Genomic DNA, 21,457 nt, shown 5'->3' with positions numbered 1-21,457 from the left:
AAACCGACACCCAAGGTCGCACATCCGCCTCGCATATCTGGGCCGCAGGCGATTGCGCATCCTTCCCTTACCGCAGCACCCGCATCCGTTTGGAAAGCGTGCCGAACGCGATTGATCAGGCCGAGGTGGTCGCCGAAAACATGCTGGGCGCTGGCAAAGATTACATCGCCACCCCGTGGTTCTGGTCAGATCAATATGATGTGAAACTGCAAATCGCAGGGCTGAACACGGGTTATGATAATGTGGTCACACGGGCGGGCGACAAGGACGGCGCACAGTCGCATTGGTATTACGCTGGCGACACGCTGCTCGCGGTGGACGCAATGAACGATGCCCGCGCCTACATGATCGGCAAGCGGTTGATCGAGGCGGGAAAATCACCCGCGCCCGACATGATCGCGTCCCCGGATACCGATCTAAAAGCCCTGCTGAAATGAGGATCATCGCGGGCCAGCACCGCGGCCTGACGCTGGCCTCGGTCGGCAAGGGTGATACGGCAGCGCACCTGCGCCCCACCTCGGATCGTGTGCGAGAAAGCTTGTTTTCTGTGCTGATGGGCGGCGCTTACGGCGACCCGATCACTGGCGCACATGTGCTGGACCTGTTCGCGGGCACGGGGGCGTTGGGGTTTGAGGCATTGTCGCGTGGCGCGGCCCACAGCACATTCGTTGACGATGGCCGCAAGGCGCAATCCCTGATCCGCGAGAACATTACCCTGACACGACGCGACAAATCCACAACCAGATTGATCCGCACGGACGCCACCAAGATACCGCCAAACAAAGCTGCGCCTTGCTCACTGATCTTTATGGACCCACCCTATGGCAAAGGGTTGGGCGAAAAGGCCCTGACCGTCGCCCGCGCCGAGGGTTGGCTGGCGACGGGCGCGCTGATCATCTGGGAAGAAAGCAGCCCGCAGCACGCGCCGGACGGGTATGAGCTGCATGACCAGCGGAAGTATGGCGATACGTGGATTTCAATCATGGAGGTTACCCAATGACTCAGCCGCGGCTCATCATCTTTGATTGTGACGGCGTTCTGGTTGATAGTGAGCCACTTGCCAACAGCTTTCTTTTACAAGATCTTTCGCGTTATGGATTGAACCTTACTTTGGCCGATTGCAATGCGCTCTTTGTTGGTGGCACAATGAAGGGTGCAGCCATCGTTGCTCGCCAAATGGGTGCAAATCTGCCGGACGACTGGGTCGATGATTTCTATGGTCGGCTTTACGCCCATCTAAAAAAGGGTGTGCCATTGGTGAGTGGGGTTCTTGATGTTCTGAACCTTGTGACTGATGCAAAAATTCCGCACTGTGTGGTTTCAAACGGGTCCGAAGAAAAGATGGAAATCACCCTTGGCCAAAATGGCCTGTGGGACAGGCTTCAAGGTGCGATATTTTCGGCTCACACCTATGGCACCGCCAAACCGGACCCTGAATTGTTGCTGATTGCCGCCCGCCAGTTTGGCATTGCGCCCGCCGATTGCATCGTGATTGATGACAGCCCATCCGGCTGCAAAGGAGCCGCCAACGCCGGAATGCGTTGCATCGGGTTTGCCGAACGCAGTGATGGCGAAGCGCTTTCCGCCACAGGTGCAACTGTGGTCAGGTCGATGACAGAACTGCCGCTATTGCTGGGCTTATCCGCCCCTACACCTTAATTTACCCGTAGGTCGGATGGAACTTGCCCGTCGGGGACAGGGTGAAAATATCGCACCCGTCCGCCGTCACCCCGATCGAATGTTCAAACTGCGCCGACAGGGATTTGTCCCGCGTTACCGCTGTCCAGTCATCCGCCAGAACCTTTGTCTCAGGACGCCCCAGATTGACCATTGGCTCGATGGTAAAAATCATGCCTTCTTCCAGCATCGGCCCCGTTCCGGCGCGACCGTAATGCAGCACATTGGGCGGCGCATGAAACACCCGCCCCAACCCGTGACCGCAAAAATCGCGCACCACAGACATGCGCTGTGCCTCGACATAAGACTGGATCGCGTGGCCAATATCGCCAAAGGTATTGCCCGGCTTTACCGCCTCAATCCCTTTCATCAAAGCGTCATGCGTGACTTGGATCAGCCGTTCAGCTTTGCGGCCCAGTTTACCAGCGACATACATGCGGCTGGTATCACCAAACCAACCATCGACAATCACTGTGACGTCGATGTTGACGATATCACCGCCCTTTAGCCGCTTATCGCCGGGGATACCGTGACAGACCACATGATTGACCGAAATGCAGCTGGCGTGCTTGTAGCCCTTATAGCCAATCGTCGCTGATTTCGCGCCTGCGGAGTCGACCCGATCGGTGATATAGCGATCCAGATCACTCGTGGTCACACCCGGAACGACCATCGGTGCAACCTCGTCCAGAATTTCAGCGGCCAGTTTACCCGCCGCAAACATGCCGTCGAAATCCGACGCTTGGTAAATTCTAATGCCGTCTTTGGTCACGCGGCCTTTGTCATCAGTCAAAGCATCTCTCCTAGTTGTTATCGTCTAGATAAGGCAGCGGATCACAAACTTCCAGCGCATGCGTAAGCCAAACGCCGTCAGGTGTAATTTTGGTCCCATAGCACAACACCTCGACCCCCGTTTTTCGGGCTGCCGCATAAGCATGCGCATAGGCGGGATCGATATCTGACGCCAAGGTAAACCTGTCGCAATCGGTGCGTTGCACCAGATAGAGCATCACCGCCCTGTGCCCCGCGGCCACCATCCGGCCCAATTCCACCAGATGTTTTGCGCCACGCACGGTGACGCTATCGGGAAACTCGGCCAATCCTTGCTTGCGCATCAAGGTGACGCTTTTGACCTCGACATAGGCATCCGGCAAACCAGCCTCGCTCAACAAGAAATCTATCCGGCTATTCTCGCCATACTTCACCTCGGGGTGCACAGTGCCGTAGGCGGCCAGTTCCGGCACCTCGCCCGCCTCAAGCGCCGCCCGCACAGCCCGATTGGGCACGGCGGTATCCACCCCAACAAAATGACCATCCGGCAATTCCACCAACCGCCAGCCGTATTTCAGCTTCCTCGCAGGGTCATCATTCGGCTCCAGCCACACTCGCAGCCCTTCGTCCTTTAGCCCCATCATCGACCCAGGATTGGGGCAATGCGCCACCACCTCGCGCCCGTCGGCTAGCCGCACATCGGCCAAAAACCGTTTATAGCGGCGGATCAGGGTGGCTGGGATCAGGGGGGTTTGAAAGCGCATAAAACAGGCATATATTGGATGCAAGGAAGCGACAAGGATAGCAAGATGATCAACCCAACTGCCGCCATGCTGGTGATCGGCGACGAGATTCTGTCTGGCCGCACCCAAGACACCAACACGCATCACCTTGCGGGGGAATTGGCCGCGCATGGCATTGATTTGACCGAGGTGCGCGTGGTGCCGGACGACACGGGCGCAATCATCGCCGCCGTGCAGAAACTTGCTGACAATCACACCCACCTGTTCACCTCGGGCGGGATTGGTCCGACCCATGACGATATCACCGCCGATGCGGTGGCCGCCGCCTTTGGCACGCCGATCAGTATCCGCGATGACGCCCGCGCGCTGTTGGTGGCCCATTACGCCACCACAGACACCGCGTTGAACGACGCCCGCCTGCGCATGGCCCGCATCCCCGACGGGGCCACGTTGATCGAAAATCCGATTTCCGCCGCCCCGGGATTTACCCTGAAAAATGTGCATGTGATGGCTGGCGTTCCGATGATCTTCAAGGCGATGGTGGCATCCCTGCTGCCCAGCCTGTCCGGCGGCACCCCGTTGCTCAGCCAAACCCTGCGCCTGATGCAACCCGAAGGCGTGATCGCCAAACCGCTGGCCGATCTGGCGGCAGAGTTTCCCAGCCTCTCGTTCGGGTCCTACCCGTTCTACACAAACGGCACCTATGGCACCAATATTGTCGGGCGCGGCACCGACGCCGCCGCTCTGGACATCGCCATGTCCCGCCTTGTCACCCTGTTCCCGTCGGAGACCGCATGACCCCCGCCCAAACCCTGTATCAAACCGGCGACGCCACATGGCCTGCTGCCGAATTTCTAACCATCGGCAACTGGACCATCCGCAAGGGCGCGGGCGGCGGGCAGCGTGTATCATCGGCCACCGCCAATGGCCCTGTTACATCTGAAGACATCAACGTGGCCGAAGAGGTGATGGGCGCGCTAGGCCAGAACCATTTATTTATGATCCGCGAGGGGGATGAAACACTTGATCGGCTGTTAGACGCCAAAGGCTATCGGATCAAAGACCCCGTAAACCTGTATACCTGCCCAATCGAAACCCTGACCAAAATCGCGCCCGAACGCCTCGCCGCATTTGCGATCTGGCCGCCCTTGGCGATCATCAACGAAATCTGGGCCCAACAGGGCATTAATGCGGATCGCCAAGCGGTTATGGCCCGCGCCAAGGGCCCGAAAACCGCCATCCTTGCCCGTCAGAATGACCGTGCCGCCGGTGTTGCCTACCTTGCAATTCACAATTCAATGGCCATGTTACACGCGTTAGAGGTGGTTCCCGAGCAGCGTCGGCAAGGTGTTGCCGTCAACATCATGGGGGGCGCCGCGATCTGGGCACAAGATAATGGCGCAACCGCGTTCAGCGTCATTTGTGTGCGCGACAATGTGGCCGCCAATACGCTCTACACTTCCCTGAATATGAAAAATGTGGGACACTACCATTACAGAATAAAAGACCCGAAAACGGGCTAAGCAGGTTTGATAAAAGATATGAAACGACCCATCGCACTTGACCTACCTATGGTCGATCCGCTGCCAGAGGCGACGCAGAAGTATTTTGACATCTGCGCCGACAAACTGGGACTGGTCCCGAATGTGTTGCAGGCCTATGCCTTTGACATCGACAAACTGAACACATTTGCCGCCCTTTATAACGATCTGATGCTGGGCGATAGCGGCATCACCAAACTGGAACGCGAGATGATCGCGGTGGTGGTTTCATCAATCAATAAATGTTTTTACTGCCTTGTGGCGCATGGGGCTGCTGTGCGTGAATTGTCCGGCGATCCAGAGCTTGGCGAAATGATGGTGATGAATTATCGCGCTGCCGATCTGGACACCCGCCAAAAGGCAATGCTGGATTTTGCCGCTAAATTAACCGAAACCAGCGATAAAATAGAAGAGGCTGATCGCCAAATGTTGCGTGACGCCGGATTTAGTGACCGTGATATCTGGGACATCGGGGCGGTTGCCGGTTTTTTTAACATGACCAACCGCGTGGCATCGGCCTCCGACATGCGGCCAAACACGCAATACCATTCGGCCCACAGATGAATATTGGCGCCCACATATTGGCCACCACAATGGCCATAGCAATGCCTTTGGCATCCCCCGCTATGCAGCTGGACCTACCTAGCAATGCGGTATTATCGGGTGAGAAAATCATTGGTCACGGCAGCTATCACATGCCGGTCAGCGCATGGGGAAATGGTGCGTTCCAAACAATATGGACCGAGGGTGAAATCACCCAGCAAGCGTGGAAAATCACAGCCTCGGGGCTGACATCACTGCAAATCCTTGAGCCGCTAAAACAACAGCTGACCAGTTCCGGTTTCGAGGTGATCTATGAATGCGAGACCGAGGCCTGTGGCGGTTTTGATTTCAGGTTCAATACCGATGTGATGCCCGAGCCGGCCATGCACATTGATCTGGGTGACTTCCGGTTTCTTGCAGCTCGGCGGATGGGTGACGAGCGCCCCGAATACATCAGCCTTCTGGTCAGCCGCAGCCAAAATGCGGGCTTTGTGCAGTTGATGCGCGTTGGGGTGCCGTCCGAGGAAGCCACACTTGTCACCTCTACCAAAAGCCCTGCACTGACCACAATATCGGAAGAGCCTGCCGCCGCCGTGCCCGATATGCCGCTGGAACAAGCCCTGCAAGGTCCCGGGCGTTTTATTCTGGAGGATTTGATATTCCAGACCGGGTCATCCGATCTGGGTGATGGTCCGTTTGAATCACTTACCACCCTTGCCAATTACCTACAGGCAAATCCGGAGCAAAGATTCATGCTGGTTGGCCATACTGATGCCGAAGGGTCGCTTGCGGGGAACATTGCCCTGTCCAAGAAACGCGCACGTTCGGTTGTGCGCCGACTTGTGTCCGAATTTGGCGTAAACAAAAGCCAGATCAGCGCCGAAGGAAACGGGTTTCTTTCCCCGCTTGCCTCGAACCTGACAGAGGACGGACGGGCACAAAATAGAAGGGTCGAAGTGATTGTCACCTCGACCCAGTAGTTTGCACCTTCGTCATTTTAATTCTAATTGATCACCACTCATCTGGCCCTTTATGGGCAAAGGATTGTGCGAGGAAATCAATGAATGCCCGCACTTTTGGCTGGGTGAACCGGCCCGGTGGATACACCGCATAAATCCCCTGCATCTCGCTTGGTAGACCTGGAATTGCTTCTTGAACCAGCCCTTGCGCCATCGCATCCGCATAAAGGAAGCTTGGCAAATAGGCGATGCCCAACCCCGAAATCGCAGCATTCAACAGGGATTGCCCGTCATTCACTGACAGCCAACCTGCCGTGCGAACCTGACGTTTTTCACCCGACGGAGCGGTCAGTTTCCAAACGCTGCCGTTTGATTGGTTGGAATAATGCAGCAATTTATGCTCGTTCAAATCGTCAATTTTTTCAGGGCGACCGTATTTTTCAAAATATTCGGGCGACCCGACCATCCGTTTGGTTGTTTCAGTCAGTTTGCGGGCCCGCAGGGTGCTGTCTTCCAGTTCACCAATACGCACCGCCAGATCAAACCCTTCGGAAATCAATTCTACATAACGGTTGTTCAAAACCATATTAACGGTAATATCCGGGAATTCCTGTAGGAAATTGCCCAACACAGGTGACAGGTGGTTTACACCGAAATCTGTCGCAACCGAAATGCGCAATAGGCCGGATGGGGCCGTTTGCATTGATGTCACCAAAGCATCCGCCTCGCCTGCATCATTCAGAACGCGGCGGGCGCGGTCATAATAAGCAAGGCCAATTTCCGTTGGGCTAACCCGACGCGTTGTTCTATTTAGCAACCGCGCCCCCAGACGCGCCTCAAGTGATGAGACATGCTTTGATACGGCTGATTTGGAGATGCCCATTTTACGTGCGGCATCAGTAAAACCACCTTGGTCCACAACTGTGGCAAAGGCCTCCATCTCAGTTAATCTATCCATTATCATACCTGTATTTTTGTTTCGTATTGATCTGTATATCGCAACGAAATTGGGCAAGAATGGGGTGAAGGCCGGACAATACTGCGGTATTTCCATTATCGTTCATGATGTGGAAACACGCTAACCGTTCAAGTTTTGCAAGGTTACGCAGCCTTCGGCGGGGATATTTAGACGAAAAAGAAACCTATAGGGCGGCCGCCAAACGGGTGCCCTGATCAATAGCGCGTTTTGCGTCCAGCTCTCCGGCCACATCAGCACCACCGATCACATGCGGTGTCATTCCGTCGGCAACCAGCGCATCCGCAAGGGCGCGTTCAGGGATTTGCCCCGCACATAGAACGACATGATCCACCTCGATGATTTGCGGGTTTTCGCGGGCCTCGCCAAATGAAATGTGCAAACCACGCGCATCAATGCGTTCATAGTTCACACCGGTCAGCATTTTCACGCCCTTCATCTTTAATTCGGCGCGGTGAATCCAGCCGGTGGTTTTGCCCAACCGCTTGCCTGCTTTTTCCGCTTTGCGCTGCAACAGCACCACTTTGCGGGCTGGCGGGGTGGGTTGCGGGCCGTCCACAGACAGGCCGCCGCGCCTGATCGCCGGATCACCCACGCCCCAGTTGCGTTTCCACGCCTCTAGGTCTTCGGCCAGATGCTCAGATCCATCCGCCAGATATTCGGCCACATCAAACCCGATGCCGCCCGCGCCGACAATCGCGACCCGCTTGCCGACTGTCGCCTTGTCCCGCAGCACGTCGATGTAGGACAACACATTCGCGCCGTCCTGCCCATTGATCTGTGGATCACGCGGCAATACGCCGGTGGCGATGATCACTTCGTCAAACCCGCGCAATGCATCCACATCCGCCGCCTGCCCCAACCGCAGATCAATACCTGCGCGGTCAACCATCACCCGGTACCAATCAACCAGACCGTAGAATTCCTCTTTGCCGGGCACTTGTTTGGCCATGTTCAACTGCCCGCCCAACTGATCGGCCTTATCGAACAACGTCACCTTATGGCCGCGTTCAGCCGCCGTAAGTGCTGCCGCCAGACCGGCGGGGCCAGCACCAACCACGGCAATGGTTTTGACCGCTTCAGCCGTGCCAATCACCAGTTCGGTTTCATAACAGGCGCGCGGGTTGACCAGACAGGTCGATATTTTGCCGGAAAATGTGTGGTCCAGACAAGCCTGATTACAGGCAATGCAGGGCGCGATTTCATCCGCCCGCCCATCCGCCGCCTTGGCGACAAAATCGGCATCGGCCAAAAACGGCCGCGCCATTGAAACCATATCGGCACAGCCATCCGCCAGAACGCCTTCGGCCACTGTGGGGGTGTTGATCCGGTTCGAGGTGATCACGGGGATACCCACCTGCCCCATCAGTTTCTTGGTCACCCAGCTAAAGGCACGGCGCGGCACCGATGTTGCGATGGTCGGGATACGGGCCTCGTGCCAGCCAATGCCGGTGTTGATAATCGTCGCCCCTGCAGCCTCGACTTTTTGCGCCAGTTCAATCACTTCGTCAAAAGTTGATCCATTGGGGATCAGGTCAATCATCGACAGCCGGTAGATCAGGATGAACTCGGCACCCACAGCAGCACGGATCAGTTTGACCACCTCTAATGGCAGGCGCATCCGGTTCTCATAACTGCCACCCCAGCGGTCCTCGCGTTTGTTGGTGTGGGTCACCAGAAACTGGTTCAGGAAATACCCTTCCGACCCCATCACCTCGACCCCGTCATACCCTGCGGCCTGCGCATTGGCGGCAGCGGTGGCGATGTCGGCGATCTGTTTTTCTATGCCAGATTCATCCAGCTCTTTAGGCGCAAATGGCGAGATGGGAGATTTAACCGCACTAGGGGCAACGCATTCAGGGCTATAGGCGTAACGCCCCGCATGCAGGATTTGCATCGCAATCTTACCGCCATTTTCATGCACACGATCCGTGACGATGCGGTGGTTGGCAATATCCGCGTCACTAAACAGGCCCGCCGCACCGGGCAAAACACCGCCCTCAAGATTTGGCGACATACCCCCCGTCACAATCAGGCCAACACCGCCCCGCGCCCGTGCCGCGTAAAATTCAGCGACGCGGTCCCAGTCTTTGGTTTCCTCAAGCCCCGTGTGCATTGATCCCATTAACACGCGGTTTCGCAGCGTGGTAAAACCGAGATCAAGCGGGGCAAGTAGATGCGGAAATTGGGTCATAAAGCGTCCTTTGTTACCTAAAGCACGCTGCACACGGCGACCCAGCCTGTCACCCGAAACGCAGCGTCACATGTTACATAGTTTCAACACAATGGCGGCGAAACGCCTTTTTCAACATGTCCAGTTCACTGCGCAGCAGGTCCAGTTCCACACGAATGTCGTCGCTTAACGGATCACCCGCAAGAATGGTAAAACTGTTCAAACGCCCACCCGTGCGCAGATCGGTGATCAAAAAGGTCTGCATACCGTCCGATAGCGCCGTCAACGGGACAGGCACGCGCACCGCCCAAAACCCCTGTGCCTCGTCCTCGGTGACAGAAATGTCCTCGATCACTTTGCCCAAATGGGTCACTTCGATTTCCGGCTGATAATTCCCGTCCGTGCCCGATACCGTCAGAACACCTTCCCAAACACCTTCGAACAGGCGGGTCGCGGTTAATGTTAGATCGCTCATAATAATTCTCTCATACAGCTGGGCCCACTATAATTCAGCACGGGGTCGGCGGCTAAAGGTGATGTCACGCAAGATAATCTGGTTCATCTGCGGGCCTTCAAAAATCAGGTCAATCCAGATCCGTTCGGCCCGCTTTTCATTCAGTTTGGTGTATGCCAGATCGAATTCCACCATTACATCGCCTTCATGTAATGGCAGTTCACGCACCAGTTGTTCGGTATTGGGGCCGTGTTTGACGTTCATGCGGGCAAAAATTTCCAGCGGCTTTTCCATCTCGACAATGGCATCCATCCGCAGCAGATGCTTTTTCTTTAGCCCATGCACCGCGTCATCCGGTAAATCCAGAACGATAGACAAAAAGCTGCCATCGAATTTGAAAACATCCATTTGCAGACCAAACGGTGCCAAATCCTCTTCTCTGGTATTGCGAATTTGGCGCAGGGTCAATTCGCTGATTTTGCAATCGTGAAAAACGGTTGCCTCTTTGCCCAGCTTTGCCTTGTTTTGGGCTGCCGACATGCCGCGCGGCGTGATTGGCCCGCGCCAGATTTCAGGGCGATAGGCCCAATCCGAATTTAGCGGTTGCTGGATAGCATCCGATCCAATTTGCGGCAGCATCAAACGGCTGTCCGCAACATGGATCACCTCTTCCAACGGGCGCATCATCGTGCGGGCACGCCCGCGCGTTACGCGAAGCGTCTCAAGGTCCATTTCCTTGGCCGCCTTGGCCAGACGCCCCCACCGCCGCAAGGCCCGTCGCTGGGATATCTTCTCGATAAAAGTATTTATCCGGTTAGCCATATCTGTGCCACATCTGCATTCTACATTTTGTGCTCTAGTGTTATCTTATATCGGGTCTTTGTTAAACAACCGCTTTAGAAAAGAGATGCCAAGTGTGTTATCTACAGCCTATCTGACGGCCACAGCATTTTCCCGTTTAATCCTGTTGGTAAATTCGCCCAATGTTTCAAACCCTTCTGCGGTTGAAATCGGCTGATCCTCCAGCCAGACAACCGATACCGAAACGATCCGCCCCTTTACGTTAAACAGCGCCCGCCAGTATTCGTCGCCCGCCCCCGCCAGTGTGCCTGTGCTGCTATCGCGCGCATGGATATAAAACACACCGTTTCGGTCTAGCGTTTCGATCACCTCGACCGTTTTGGCCTTGCCATCACGGCTCAGGGCGGCGCGTCCGGCCTCGGATTTGAAAAATCTGGCCAAGGAGGTCATTGAGGAAGCGATCGGTGCGGCTTCAGTTCTCTGGGATACAGTCGCCATCAGGATTGCCGGAATGCCCGGGTTTGGCTGATACGATGCGTTTGAAATCGCGGCGCAGCTTCCCAACAGCACAAACGCGCTATTGGCTGAATCCCTTGTTTCTGTCGGATCAACGCAAAACCCGTGTGGCCCCGCGATCACCACATCCTTGCCGGAAACCCGCACCTTTTCAGGAGCGGGGGTGACAGCGGTTGACGGTGCCTTGGCACTACTTTTCATTATTTCATCGCACGCGCCCAATACCATCAGCGCAACCAGTCCAGTCATAAGATACAGCTTCACGATCACAGGTCCATATAGATATGGCGTTCAACCTTGGCACCCGGATGGGTCACGGCACCAAGTTTTGCGCCGCCTACCTGCTGGGCGTACTTCCATAAAGCCCCGGAGGCATAAATCGTTTCACGCGGACCAGACCATGCCTCGCGGCGCTTGGCCATTTCCTCATCCGATACATCAACCGACAGCTCGCCCTTGATCGCGTCCAGTGTGATGATGTCCCCGTCCTTGACCAAGGCAATCGGCCCGCCATGCGCGGCCTCTGGACCAACGTGGCCGACGCAGAACCCGCGTGTCGCGCCCGAGAAACGGCCATCGGTAATCAGGGCCACCTTTTTACCCATGCCTTGGCCCGACAGCGCCGCCGTGGTGGCCAGCATTTCGCGCATGCCCGGCCCGCCGGACGGGCCTTCATTGCGGATCACCAGAACCTCGCCCTCTTTGTATTCGCGCTTTTGCACCGCCTCGAACGCGTCTTCCTCACATTCAAAAACCCGTGCCGGCCCGACAAAGCGCTGGTGCTGCGTGGCCATGCCTGCGATTTTCACAATCGCGCCGTCCGGTGCGACATTGCCCTTCAGGCCAACCACACCGCCGGTTTTCGACAGTGGTGTTGCCACAGGGTAAATCACCTTGCCGTCCGCCTCGCGGGTGACAATGTCGATTTCTTCGCCCATGCTGCGGCCCGTCGCGGTCATGCAATCACGATGCACCAGACCCGCCTTATCCAGTTCTTTCATAATGACCGGCACGCCACCGACCTCATACAAATCCTTGGCCACATATTGCCCACCTGGTTTCAGGTCGACGAAATACGGTGTTTCGCGGAAAATGTCGCAGACATCGGCCAGATCGAAATCAATCCCCGCCTCGTGTGCAATCGCGGGCAGGTGCAACCCCGCATTGGTGCTACCCCCCGTGCATGCCACAATGCGCGCCGCATTGATCAGCGCCTCGCGGGTGACGATGTCACGCGCACGGATATTTTTCTCCAACAGATGCATCACGGCACGGCCCGACGCCTCGCCATATTGATCGCGGCTCTCGTAGGGCGCAGGAGCGCCTGCCGAATTTGGCAACGCAAGGCCGATTGCCTCGGACACACAGGCCATCGTATTGGCGGTGAACTGGCCACCACAGGCACCGGCGGATGGACAGGCCACAGCCTCCAGCGCCTCCAGATCGGCGTCCGACATTTTGCCCGCTTGGTGCTGGCCGACGGCCTCGAACACATCCTGAACGGTGACGTCTTTGCCGTTAATGCGGCCCGGCAGGATTGATCCGCCGTAGATGAACACCGACGGCACATTCAAACGCACCATCGCCATCATCATTCCGGGCAAGGATTTGTCACACCCCGCCAGCCCAACCAGCGCATCATAGCAATGGCCACGCATGGTCAGTTCAACTGAATCCGCAATCGCTTCGCGGCTGGCAAGGGAGCTGCGCATGCCCTCGTGGCCCATGGCGATGCCGTCGGTGACGGTGATGGTCGTGAATTCTCGCGGCGTGCCGGAGGCGGCTTTGACCCCCATTTTAACCACCTGCGCCTGACGGTTCAGGGCGATGTTACAGGGTGCTGCCTCGTTCCAGCAGGTAGCGACCCCGACCAATGGTTGATGAATTTCCTCGTCCGTAAGGCCCATCGCATACAGATAAGAACGATGCGGCGCCCGCTCCGGCCCCTCGGTGACGTGACGGCTGGGAAGGATGGATTTGTCGAACTTGGTGTTTTTCATGATGGAGCCCCTGAATAATGCTTGAGATTTGAATAGGGGATGGGGGCGGGTTCATCAAGTGGGGATGGCGGGAGGAGGGTATGACAGGAGATATTGATAGGTTGGAGAAACCATTATTCAGTTGCAATCAACTATTACAATACGAGTTTACCAATAAAGCCGTCGGGCTTTGGTCGATTATCAGAAGCCGACGGTTGATTCTCAAATTAGCATCCCTCCGAATTCAACTCGCAGGCGTGACACTTATCGGGGTACTTGCGGATACGATTGTAAATCTGGTTGCTATGCCCCAGTAAAATTCGCTCGCGAAAGGTGGGTGAATTTTATCAGTTTGCGAGTGGCGCGATTGGAGACGGCGTAGCGAATGTAGAGAAACGCCGCGTACAAGATTACGGTTTTCGGATAATGTCTGCCATTGAAATCAACTGTCATAATGGAACCCCTGCCTGTAGATTTTTTGAAAAGCGTGTCGCAGAATACAGATGATAAGGAAACAACCGGAAATCTTTGCGACAGAACCCGTATCTACTATTCCGGAATAGTAGATATCTTTTTACCACCAAAATCGCCACACATCTGGAACACCGATCATAAAAAAGGGCGGGGGGTTATTAAAAACCCTCCCGCCCCAAAGGTGTGGGGACGCAACTAAACCACACCTCTGCTCGGTTGTTCGTTGTCGTTACCGCGCGGCAACGTTGTAGCCATGCTCGCGCAGGCAATTCGGGCCATAGACATTGCGACGGCCACGATCGGTCGAAATGCGGCGTTTACATTGCTGTGGCAGGCTAAGGCGTGGCGCATATTTTCCGACACAATAGGCACCATAGGCACGGGTTGTGCCTCGCGGGGTATAGAATGTTTTCAGGCAGCGGTTGGGCAGGGTCGGGGCAACGGCGACAGGCCGTTGGCGTTTGTTGTCTTTGATAACGCGGCTAATAATATAAAGCGCGGCCAGACCTTGCAGGATTCTGACACCATCGCTGGGCTTGGCCATTGCAGGGGCAGCGGTGAACGAGGTTAGGGCGATCGAGGCAGCAAGCACTGTGGCAGTAAGTTTCTTTGTCATGTCGTTTCCTTTCATGTGGGACCGGCGAGCAGATTGTATTGCCGGAAGCGATAAAACGAATTTGGGCAAAATGGCCGCGCTAAACAATAACGGCGGATTGTTATTGGATAACGCCTAGGGCTTGTGGTGGTTGATATTGAATAACTGCGCAAAATTCTCCATGTTCGGAACCATGATGAAAAAACTGATCCTCGCTTTGGCCCTTATGGCCGCCTCGCCCGCCAGTGCATCCTGCTATGCTGATTACAAAGCAAAGCAGGATAACCCCTTACGCCTGCATTATGGTGTGATAGAATTGCCTGATACGGCCTGCACCAAAAAGGATGCCAAAGGACAAATTACCCAACGCATCGGTGCGGATGGCTGGCAATTACTGAATATTCTGTCAATATTTGCGGCAGATGGGCTTGAGGAAAGGAAAGACAGTGCCGGAAAATACTTCCTCCGCTACTGAAACGCGGCTTTCGGGATCACGGGTTGTCACCATCGGGATTATCGCGATTGTGACAATTCTGCTGGTTGCGGCTGTTTTGCTATTTATGAACCTGCCGGATGCCAATGCGTTCAATGCGCGGGTCGAACAGATATTTGTTGAAAACAACGATCTGACCAATCGCGCCGAAATAAAACTTCTGGAAATTCTGGCGCAATCCGGCACCTCATTCTCGGACACTCTGGCATCCTATCGCACGGTTATTTTCGTGCTGTTGGTGTTTGCCACGGCCTTGTTGGTTGCCGCCTTGGTGTTTCTGGTCACCATCATCGCCATGAATAAACGCATGAGCGAGATCGAACGCACGGGCATTCAGGTGTCATCCCTGTTGATCAGCCGCGAGGAAAACACGGTTTATCTGAACAACATGGAATTCAAACTGACCGATGCGGCGATTGAAACCCTGTCTGTTCTGGCCGAAGCGCGGATGGACGGAGATCTGATGTCAGGTTGCGAGATCGAGGGCGTAATTTCAGGGCGCCCCGCCTCCGATTGCGACGAGGCGGCAGGCGCCACCCGTATCAAACGGCTGCGCGATTCACTGGGCAACCAGATGGTTAGCGAGTTGCTAGTAAAAAACATCGCTCGACGCGGCTACATGTTGGCAATCGACAAAGACGTGATCCGGATGGTTTAGGGTGTATCCCGTCACAGCCTATGGGTCCAAATAGGCGCAGATCCCGGACACGCTTGCGGCAAGTGCGGACGTGCTGGATGACAGCATGAGAGAACCCGCAATCGTTAATGCCGTAGCAAATTTAGTGAATGATCTTTTCATCTGATCACCTCCTATTAAAACAGTTTTCAGCACGACATAATTGCCTGCTTTGTCTGCGCGAGCGTTAGAAACCCGCTGATTGTCTAGGATATTGAACGCAATTCACTTGGTCTGTGAAAACTGTCACAATCAAGCAACCTTGACAGTTAGGGGCACGAGAAAATCGACTGTTATTGAATCCCTGCTGCGAACGCCCACTTTCGGAGAGGCAAGGGGTCTATACGCATTCGCAACGAAGGTCCGCTCCCAGTTCATGTGTCAATTTCTGCGAGCCAATCCAATGCCGCCGAAGGGCTCAGCGCTGTCATTCGCTGCATCTGATACTTCAACAATTTCGGCTTTGGTGACCCCGAGTGGATTCGAACCAGTAATCTGCCCCCTAGGAGAGGGGAGCGCTATGTACTAAACTACTGATTTCAAATACTATTAAATTAATAAATCGCAAACTGTGTAACTAAGTGTGTAACTTTTTCAATTTGCGATTCAGGCAGAGAGCCTCTCCCAAAGCCTATTGGCTTCATTGGTGCCTGACACGCCAGTGATATAGAAAAGCCTGCTGAATGGGCAAAACTACCGTTTTCAGGAAATGGCCCAACTGGCGCTTCCGGCCCAAGCACTAAATCGCTTCGCGATAGGGGCGCTTGTGGCGGGGGTTGTGCTGGTTAGGAACCTACTTGCACGTTGCGGTCATAACGGCCCGATACGAAGCCACGCCCAACGAAAGACTTTCACCGGGAACGGCTTATGGTTACGACCTCGACTTTAGAAAACTGGTCGGACCCCATTCGTCTGTAGATCCACATGTCACCGACGATATAAAGGATCAAATGACGCTGAATAAACTTGGATTGTTAAAAGGCGGGATGCCCTTAGGCTACATGGCTGGCAAACTTCCAAGCTTTGCCCTTCCGCCCGATGATATGGATTTGCTCAATATCCTGCATGGCTCTTGCCGCAAGCCGCATGGAGAGGGGCCGGACATGTTGGCCACGGTTGATCCGTTTTTGATGAAGGATCGCAATGCCAATACGCGGCCACATCAACGAATTGGAAGGAGCCAACATTGTTGAGGGCCTGACTTGGCTGGGACGGCGGCCGAAGGCATTCGATATTCTGACAGATAATACTGCACGTGAAGTGCACAAACGCCTTTTCTGACGAATCTGGGACTGGGCGGGGGGGGATCGTTTAACAGAGAAGAACATCGGTGTGCCAGTCTGGCACATCACAACCGAAATGCGCACCTGTTTAGAGGATGCCCGGCACTGGCAAAAGAACAGGATCTTTGAGCCGCTGGAGGCTACCGCGCGATTGCATCACAAGCTGGTCTGGGTTCATCCATTTGCCAACGGAAACGGACGTTGGGCGCGGATCATGGCAGATGCTTATCTTGCCGAAATCGACAAGGATATCTTCCTGAATTGGTCCGGTGGCGGAACGTTGGTTGCCGATAGGGACCATCGTGCGCGATATATTTCTGCCTTGAGAGAGGCGGATGGATATGAATTCGGGGCGCTGGTTGAGTTTATAAGAGCGCTTGCCCAGTAAAGGCGGAAAGCAGAAGTTAGCTGCTGTTGCAAACCCAATGGTGAATCTGCTGGGAGGAGGCATTCGGAGCCGCAGGGGAAATAACAGTTCTGCGGCGCTCGCCTTCCTCATTGGGCCAATGACCAAACTCTGGACTGTTATGTGACAACACCAAAAAAGGGATGTTTATCACCGCAAATTTCCATATAGATAGCGACATACCATAAAATGTGGACAGAGGAAAATGAGGCAAGCCGAAAGGATCATAGAAGGATTAGCGGTTCCAGTCATTGCAGTGGATGCAAAGCTGCGGATTCTGGCCATGAACAGCCTTGCCAAACAGGCCTTCTCTGAGGCGGGTATTGATTTCGTCTTTGATCATTTTTTGAGCCGCGTTAGTGGATTGCAGGCGTTGCTGGAACGAACCATTGAAAATGGTCTGCCCTCAACAACCAAGATCAAACCCAAGGCGGGGTTTCGTTCGGATTATACCGTTACACTAAAAAACATAGGCGTATTGGACGGGGTAGATTCACCGGTGGTGTTGATGACGTTCGAGGACCGTTCGCTGTTAAATGACCTTAAGACGATGCGAATCGGGTTTGTGGCCAACGTCAGCCATGAAATCAGATCGCCCCTGACGGCCATATCCGGTTTTGTGGAAACCCTGCAAGGCCCTGCCATTGATGATGTCGCCTTGCGAACCCGGTTTTTGGGCATGATGGCAAAAGAAGTCGCCCGCATGACCAATCTGGTTTCAGATCTTTTGTCGCTGTCTCAAGTCGAGGCAAAGGAACGGCGCGCGCTTAAGAACAGGGTGGATCTGACATCTGTTATTGAACAATCGGTTCAATCTGCCACATCTATTGCCAAAAAATGGGGCAAGATCCTTGCTGTTAAAACAGATACTGACCTGCCTACTGTCATGGGCCGTCAGGATGATCTGGTTCGGGTGCTGATCAATCTGCTAGAAAACGCGATTCATTATAGCCGGCAAGATGGGAAAATACATCTGACCGCACATATTGAACGTGGCGAAAACCCGTTGGGGCAGGATGCGATTTCTATTTCCGTCACAGATGATGGCGAAGGTATCGCGGCTGATGAAATCCCCTTCCTGACCCAGCGGTTTTACCGTGTCGACAAAAGCCGGTCGCGCAATATGGGGGGCACGGGGCTGGGGCTGGCGATTGTGAAACACATCCTTGTGCGCCATCGTGGCGAGCTGGTTATTGAAAGCGTTGTTGGCCACGGATCGACTTTCACCATCTATCTGCCCCTAGCATCCCAAGAAGACTCTAGTCTGTCATAAAACTGTTACCCAACCGTCATAAAGTTGAATCGTTCCTGTGTGAATCAGGAGGCGCTCAAAGGTGAGCGCTTATTCTTAACAGGAGACGATGAATGTCTGTTCGTTTAACACTTTCTGCGGCCACCGTGCTGCTGACAATCGCCGCCCCCGCCGTGGCGCGGGACCAAATCAACATTGTGGGATCGTCCACAGTATTTCCATTTTCAACAACGGTTGCCGAACGCTTTGGCAAATCCACCGATTTCAAAACGCCGATTGTTGAAAGCACCGGATCGGGTGGCGGACTGAAACTGTTCTGCGCTGGCGCAGGCGAAAACACCCCCGACATCACCAATGCGTCCCGCCGGATCAAATCCAGCGAAGTCGAATTGTGCGCCGCCAACGGAGTGACCGAAATCGTCGAGGCGATGATCGGGTTTGACGGCATCGTTTTGGCAAATTCGACCGAAGCGGCACAGATGAACCTGACCCTTCACGACATCTTTCTGGCGCTGGCCAAAGATGTTCCAAACGGTGACGGTGGCACCATGCCAAATCCGTATAAAATGTGGAGCGAGGTTAACGCAGATCTGCCTGCTGTGAAAATCGAGGTGCTTGGCCCGCCGCCAACATCCGGCACCCGTGATGCTTTTGCCGAACTGGCAATGGAGGGCGGCTGCAAGACGTTCGACTGGATCAAGGCGCTGAAGAAGGAAGATAAATCTGCCTACAAAGCCCTGTGCCACACCTTACGCGAGGATGGAGCCTATATTGAAGCGGGCGAGAACGACAATCTGATTGTTCAGAAATTGCAGGCAAATCCTGCGGCTGTCGGTATCTTTGGCTACAGTTTTCTTGAGCAAAACAGCGATGTTGTTCAGGGATCGATCATTGAGGGTGTTTCAGCCGAATTCGAGGAAATCGCCGCTGGCAATTACCCGATTGCGCGCTCATTGTTCTTTTATGTGAAAAAAGCGCATGTCGGCATGGTTCCCGGAATTGAAGAGTATCTGGCTGAGTTCACCAACGAGGACACTTGGGGTGACGAGGGTTATCTGGCCGACAAAGGCCTGATCCCGCTTTCCGTCGAGGAACGCGAAACTTGGGCTGCAAAAATCAACAGTCTTTCACTGCTTGATATGTAGCGCATACGCTCTGGACCGCCCCCCCCGTTCGGTCCAGAGCATTTTCACTGGAAATAAGTAAACCATGACCGATCAGTCTTTGAATATCACAACGCCGGTGCGCCCGATGTGGCTGGACCGCTTTGTTGTTGCTTTGCTTGCGACCACAGCAGGTGTGGCGATACTGGTGACAGTCGGCATCGTGGTTTCGCTGTTGTTCGAGACGATCCAGTTCTTTGGCAAAGTCCCCTTACGTGATTTTCTGTTCGGTCTGGAATGGAGTCCGCAAACCGCCATTCGTGCCGATCAGGTTGGCTCGGGTGGCAGCTTTGGCATCTTACCACTGATCAACGGAACCCTGTTGATATCTGCCATTGCCATGATGGTTGCCACGCCGCTCGGGCTGGCCTCGGCGGTATATCTGTCGGAATATTCAACCAAACGGATGCGGGGCTGGATCAAGCCCGGGCTGGAAATACTGGCCGGAATTCCCACTGTGGTTTACGGGTTTTTCGCCGCCCTGACGCTGGCCCCGTTCATCCGGATGACGGGCGGGCAACTGGGACTGGAAGTCGCGTCCGAAAGTGCGCTGGCGGCGGGGATCGTCATGGGGTTGATGATCGTGCCGCTGATTTCATCGCTGTCAGATGACGTGATCAATTCGGTGCCGCAATCCTTGCGCGATGCATCATTGGGGCTGGGCGCCACGCGGTCAGAGACCATCCGCAGGGTGGTTTTACCTGCGGCCTTGCCGGGCATTTCAGGATCCCTTTTGCTGGCCGCCTCGCGTGCGATTGGCGAAACCATGATCGTCTTGATGGCGGCGGGCATGGCGGCCAAATTAACGCTGAACCCGCTGGATGCGGTCACCACAATCACCGTGCAAATTGTCGCCCTCTTGACTGGCGATCAGGAATTTGACAGCGCCAAAACACTGTCGGCTTTCGCACTTGGGCTTTTCTTGTTCATCATCACCCTTTGCATCAATGTGGTCGCTTTGCACATCGTGCGGAAATATCAGGAACAATATGATTAATTTGACGAAGAAGGCAGGCTTCAATCTGTCTGCGCGCCACCGTGCTGAACAACGGTTCCAATGGGCCGGTCGTACGGCCATCATCATTTCGCTGTTGTTTCTGGCCGTCATGGTTGGCACAATTGCCCGTGATGCAAGCGGTGTTTTCCGGCAGTCGCAAATTGCAGTACAGGTCGATTTAAGCGCCGGGCCAGCAGACATCAGCTATGGGCGTATGGTTAAATCCGCCCTGCGCTTTTTTTTTCCTGATGAAAGCTGTCGCCTTTAAAAAAAACGCCTCTATAATCTGGTCAGCCCCGAAGGCGGTTTCGAGATTGCCCTAATGGTGGCAGAAAACCCCGATCTGACTGGTGGCACCCATACGCTGTGGCTTACTGCGTCGGATGATCTGGATCTTTACTTACGCGGCAAGGTTGATATCACCCTGCCAGAACGCCAGCGCCAGATTTCGGATGTCGAGATCGCGTGGATTGACACCTTGCAAGCCGCAGGCCAGTTGCGCCGTGTGATCAACTGGGGGTTTTTGACCAACGGCGACAGCCGCGAGCCGGAAATTGCGGGTATCCTCAGCGCGTTGGTTGGCTCGGCCTATTCGTTGGCGGTGTGTTTTGCACTCTCCTTTCCAATCGGCATCGGGGCAGCGATTTACCTTGAGGAATTCGCCCCCGCCAACCGGTTGTCCGATTTGATCGAAGTGAACATCAACAACCTGGCGGCCGTACCGTCAATCGTGTTTGGCCTGTTGGGTCTGTCGATCTTTCTGGGCTACATGGGATTGCCGCGATCCTCGCCACTGGTTGGCGGCATGGTGTTGGCGCTGATGACGTTGCCGACAATCATCATTGCCGCACGGGCCGCTTTGCGCGCCGTGCCGCCGTCCTTCAAAGAGGCAGCACTGGCATTGGGGGCAAGCCCGGTTCAGGCCGTATTCCACCATGTTTTACCCGTCGCAATGCCGGGTATGTTAACAGGCGCAATCATTGGC

General features: G+C 54.8%; 23 protein-coding genes and 2 pseudogenes. 16 read left to right on the top strand and 9 right to left on the bottom strand.

Going from position 1 to position 21,457, the window contains the following annotated elements:
- The 3 genes from ACWB12_RS04620 to ACWB12_RS04610 all read left to right on the top strand — a co-directional run.
- On the top strand, nt 1-437 hold a 437-nt coding region (locus ACWB12_RS04620; RefSeq protein WP_479528893.1), incomplete at its 5' end, for an oxidoreductase C-terminal domain-containing protein.
- Nucleotides 434-1,000, top strand: a complete 567-nt coding sequence (gene rsmD, locus ACWB12_RS04615; protein WP_479528892.1) for a 16S rRNA (guanine(966)-N(2))-methyltransferase RsmD — start codon at nt 434-436, stop codon at nt 998-1,000. The genes ACWB12_RS04620 and rsmD, both read left to right, overlap by 4 nt.
- The gene (locus tag ACWB12_RS04610) at nt 997-1,659 is read left to right on the top strand and encodes an HAD family hydrolase (RefSeq protein ID WP_479528891.1); all 663 of its coding nucleotides are present in this window, start codon (nt 997-999) and stop codon (nt 1,657-1,659) included. The genes rsmD and ACWB12_RS04610 overlap by 4 nt, the downstream gene beginning before the upstream one ends.
- Nucleotide 1,660: 1 nt before the next feature.
- Here the strand turns inward: ACWB12_RS04610 and map are convergent, their stop codons facing one another.
- A complete protein-coding gene (gene map, locus ACWB12_RS04605; RefSeq protein ID WP_479528890.1) occupies nt 1,661-2,470 on the bottom strand; it encodes a type I methionyl aminopeptidase in 810 nt (269 codons plus the stop codon).
- A 10-nt stretch (nt 2,471-2,480) separates the two neighbouring features.
- Nucleotides 2,481-3,212 carry a DNA/RNA nuclease SfsA gene (gene sfsA, locus ACWB12_RS04600; protein WP_479528889.1) on the bottom strand — a complete coding sequence of 244 codons (732 nt, stop codon included), beginning with the start codon at nt 3,210-3,212 and terminating at the stop codon, nt 2,481-2,483.
- Nucleotides 3,213-3,257: 45 nt separating this feature from the next.
- Here sfsA and ACWB12_RS04595 point away from each other — a divergent pair, with 45 nt between their 5' ends.
- The 4 genes from ACWB12_RS04595 to ACWB12_RS04580 are packed head-to-tail and all read left to right on the top strand — an operon-like array spanning nt 3,258 to nt 6,255.
- Complete coding sequence (locus tag ACWB12_RS04595; RefSeq protein ID WP_479528888.1) at nt 3,258-3,989, top strand: competence/damage-inducible protein A; 732 nt, start codon at nt 3,258-3,260, stop codon at nt 3,987-3,989.
- Complete coding sequence (locus tag ACWB12_RS04590) at nt 3,986-4,714, top strand: GNAT family N-acetyltransferase (RefSeq protein ID WP_479528887.1); 729 nt, start codon at nt 3,986-3,988, stop codon at nt 4,712-4,714. The genes ACWB12_RS04595 and ACWB12_RS04590 overlap by 4 nt, the downstream gene beginning before the upstream one ends.
- Nucleotides 4,715-4,732: 18 nt before the next feature.
- Nucleotides 4,733-5,296 (top strand): peroxidase-related enzyme, encoded by a 564-nt coding sequence (locus tag ACWB12_RS04585; RefSeq protein WP_479528886.1) that lies wholly within the window; start codon nt 4,733-4,735, stop codon nt 5,294-5,296.
- 29 nt (nt 5,297-5,325) lie between these two features.
- Complete coding sequence (locus ACWB12_RS04580) at nt 5,326-6,255, top strand: OmpA family protein (protein WP_479528885.1); 930 nt, start codon at nt 5,326-5,328, stop codon at nt 6,253-6,255.
- A 31-nt stretch (nt 6,256-6,286) separates the two neighbouring features.
- On the opposite strand, the gene ACWB12_RS04575 is transcribed toward ACWB12_RS04580, so the two are convergent.
- From ACWB12_RS04575 to ACWB12_RS04545, 7 genes are all read right to left on the bottom strand, one after another.
- The gene (locus ACWB12_RS04575; RefSeq protein ID WP_479528884.1) at nt 6,287-7,192 is read right to left on the bottom strand and encodes a LysR family transcriptional regulator; all 906 of its coding nucleotides are present in this window, start codon (nt 7,190-7,192) and stop codon (nt 6,287-6,289) included.
- A gap of 184 nt (nt 7,193-7,376) precedes the next feature.
- Nucleotides 7,377-9,404, bottom strand: a complete 2,028-nt coding sequence (locus tag ACWB12_RS04570; protein ID WP_479528883.1) for an FAD-dependent oxidoreductase — start codon at nt 9,402-9,404, stop codon at nt 7,377-7,379.
- A gap of 73 nt (nt 9,405-9,477) precedes the next feature.
- Complete coding sequence (locus tag ACWB12_RS04565) at nt 9,478-9,858, bottom strand: hypothetical protein (RefSeq protein ID WP_479528882.1); 381 nt, start codon at nt 9,856-9,858, stop codon at nt 9,478-9,480.
- Nucleotides 9,859-9,885: 27 nt separating this feature from the next.
- Nucleotides 9,886-10,659: a DUF6478 family protein gene (locus ACWB12_RS04560; protein ID WP_479528881.1), complete on the bottom strand. Its 774-nt coding sequence runs from the start codon at nt 10,657-10,659 to the stop codon at nt 9,886-9,888.
- 108 nt (nt 10,660-10,767) lie between these two features.
- Entirely contained in the window at nt 10,768-11,403 is a 636-nt protein-coding gene (locus ACWB12_RS04555; RefSeq protein WP_479528880.1) for a hypothetical protein, read from the bottom strand.
- 17 nt (nt 11,404-11,420) lie between these two features.
- On the bottom strand, nt 11,421-13,154 hold the full coding sequence (ilvD, locus tag ACWB12_RS04550) for a dihydroxy-acid dehydratase (RefSeq protein ID WP_479528879.1): 1,734 nt from the start codon (nt 13,152-13,154) through the stop codon (nt 11,421-11,423).
- Nucleotides 13,155-13,836: 682 nt separating this feature from the next.
- The gene (locus tag ACWB12_RS04545; RefSeq protein ID WP_479528878.1) at nt 13,837-14,223 is read right to left on the bottom strand and encodes a hypothetical protein; all 387 of its coding nucleotides are present in this window, start codon (nt 14,221-14,223) and stop codon (nt 13,837-13,839) included.
- Between the two features lie 172 nt (nt 14,224-14,395).
- On the opposite strand from ACWB12_RS04545, the gene ACWB12_RS04540 reads away from it, so the two are divergent.
- The 9 genes and pseudogenes from ACWB12_RS04540 to ACWB12_RS04500 all read left to right on the top strand — a co-directional run.
- Nucleotides 14,396-14,677, top strand: a complete 282-nt coding sequence (locus ACWB12_RS04540; RefSeq protein ID WP_479528896.1) for a hypothetical protein — start codon at nt 14,396-14,398, stop codon at nt 14,675-14,677.
- Nucleotides 14,649-15,353, top strand: coding sequence for a winged helix-turn-helix domain-containing protein (locus ACWB12_RS04535; RefSeq protein WP_479528877.1), 705 nt, complete (start codon nt 14,649-14,651; stop codon nt 15,351-15,353). The genes ACWB12_RS04540 and ACWB12_RS04535 overlap by 29 nt, the downstream gene beginning before the upstream one ends.
- Nucleotides 15,354-16,168: 815 nt before the next feature.
- A complete protein-coding gene (locus tag ACWB12_RS04530) occupies nt 16,169-16,564 on the top strand; it encodes a hypothetical protein (protein ID WP_479528876.1) in 396 nt (131 codons plus the stop codon).
- A gap of 91 nt (nt 16,565-16,655) precedes the next feature.
- Nucleotides 16,656-17,042, top strand: a complete 387-nt coding sequence (locus ACWB12_RS04525) for a mobile mystery protein B (protein ID WP_479528895.1) — start codon at nt 16,656-16,658, stop codon at nt 17,040-17,042.
- A 223-nt stretch (nt 17,043-17,265) separates the two neighbouring features.
- A complete protein-coding gene (locus tag ACWB12_RS04520) occupies nt 17,266-18,333 on the top strand; it encodes a sensor histidine kinase (protein ID WP_479528875.1) in 1,068 nt (355 codons plus the stop codon).
- A 92-nt stretch (nt 18,334-18,425) separates the two neighbouring features.
- A complete protein-coding gene (locus tag ACWB12_RS04515) occupies nt 18,426-19,457 on the top strand; it encodes a substrate-binding domain-containing protein (RefSeq protein ID WP_479528874.1) in 1,032 nt (343 codons plus the stop codon).
- 115 nt (nt 19,458-19,572) lie between these two features.
- A pseudogene (pstC, locus tag ACWB12_RS04510) lies at nt 19,573-20,472 on the top strand (phosphate ABC transporter permease subunit PstC); the annotation flags it as partial.
- Nucleotides 20,423-20,893 (top strand): annotated as a pseudogene (locus ACWB12_RS04505) (DUF3333 domain-containing protein); the annotation flags it as partial. The pseudogenes pstC and ACWB12_RS04505, both read left to right, overlap by 50 nt.
- Before the next feature lie 84 nt (nt 20,894-20,977).
- Nucleotides 20,978-21,457, top strand: a 480-nt coding sequence (locus tag ACWB12_RS04500) for a PstA family ABC transporter permease (RefSeq protein WP_479528894.1), incomplete at its 3' end; no start/stop codon positions are given.

The sequence above is a fragment of the Profundibacter sp. genome, assembly GCF_056498605.1.
This window is presented reverse-complemented; position numbering and strand designations above follow the sequence as displayed.

Coding starts and splice junctions, on each gene's coding strand:
- sfsA (WP_479528889.1), bottom strand. CDS start 3,212: ATGCGCTTTCAAACCCCCCTGATCCCAGCCACCCTGATCCGCCGCTAT.
- rsmD (WP_479528892.1), top strand. CDS start 434: ATGAGGATCATCGCGGGCCAGCACCGCGGCCTGACGCTGGCCTCGGTC.
- ACWB12_RS04540 (WP_479528896.1), top strand. CDS start 14,396: ATGATGAAAAAACTGATCCTCGCTTTGGCCCTTATGGCCGCCTCGCCC.
- ACWB12_RS04555 (WP_479528880.1), bottom strand. CDS start 11,403: ATGACTGGACTGGTTGCGCTGATGGTATTGGGCGCGTGCGATGAAATA.
- ACWB12_RS04610 (WP_479528891.1), top strand. CDS start 997: ATGACTCAGCCGCGGCTCATCATCTTTGATTGTGACGGCGTTCTGGTT.
- ACWB12_RS04520 (WP_479528875.1), top strand. CDS start 17,266: ATGAGGCAAGCCGAAAGGATCATAGAAGGATTAGCGGTTCCAGTCATT.
- ilvD (WP_479528879.1), bottom strand. CDS start 13,154: ATGAAAAACACCAAGTTCGACAAATCCATCCTTCCCAGCCGTCACGTC.
- ACWB12_RS04545 (WP_479528878.1), bottom strand. CDS start 14,223: ATGACAAAGAAACTTACTGCCACAGTGCTTGCTGCCTCGATCGCCCTA.
- ACWB12_RS04585 (WP_479528886.1), top strand. CDS start 4,733: ATGAAACGACCCATCGCACTTGACCTACCTATGGTCGATCCGCTGCCA.
- ACWB12_RS04595 (WP_479528888.1), top strand. CDS start 3,258: ATGATCAACCCAACTGCCGCCATGCTGGTGATCGGCGACGAGATTCTG.
- ACWB12_RS04560 (WP_479528881.1), bottom strand. CDS start 10,659: ATGGCTAACCGGATAAATACTTTTATCGAGAAGATATCCCAGCGACGG.
- ACWB12_RS04590 (WP_479528887.1), top strand. CDS start 3,986: ATGACCCCCGCCCAAACCCTGTATCAAACCGGCGACGCCACATGGCCT.
- ACWB12_RS04565 (WP_479528882.1), bottom strand. CDS start 9,858: ATGAGCGATCTAACATTAACCGCGACCCGCCTGTTCGAAGGTGTTTGG.
- ACWB12_RS04515 (WP_479528874.1), top strand. CDS start 18,426: ATGTCTGTTCGTTTAACACTTTCTGCGGCCACCGTGCTGCTGACAATC.
- ACWB12_RS04580 (WP_479528885.1), top strand. CDS start 5,326: ATGGCCATAGCAATGCCTTTGGCATCCCCCGCTATGCAGCTGGACCTA.
- ACWB12_RS04575 (WP_479528884.1), bottom strand. CDS start 7,192: ATGGATAGATTAACTGAGATGGAGGCCTTTGCCACAGTTGTGGACCAA.
- ACWB12_RS04570 (WP_479528883.1), bottom strand. CDS start 9,404: ATGACCCAATTTCCGCATCTACTTGCCCCGCTTGATCTCGGTTTTACC.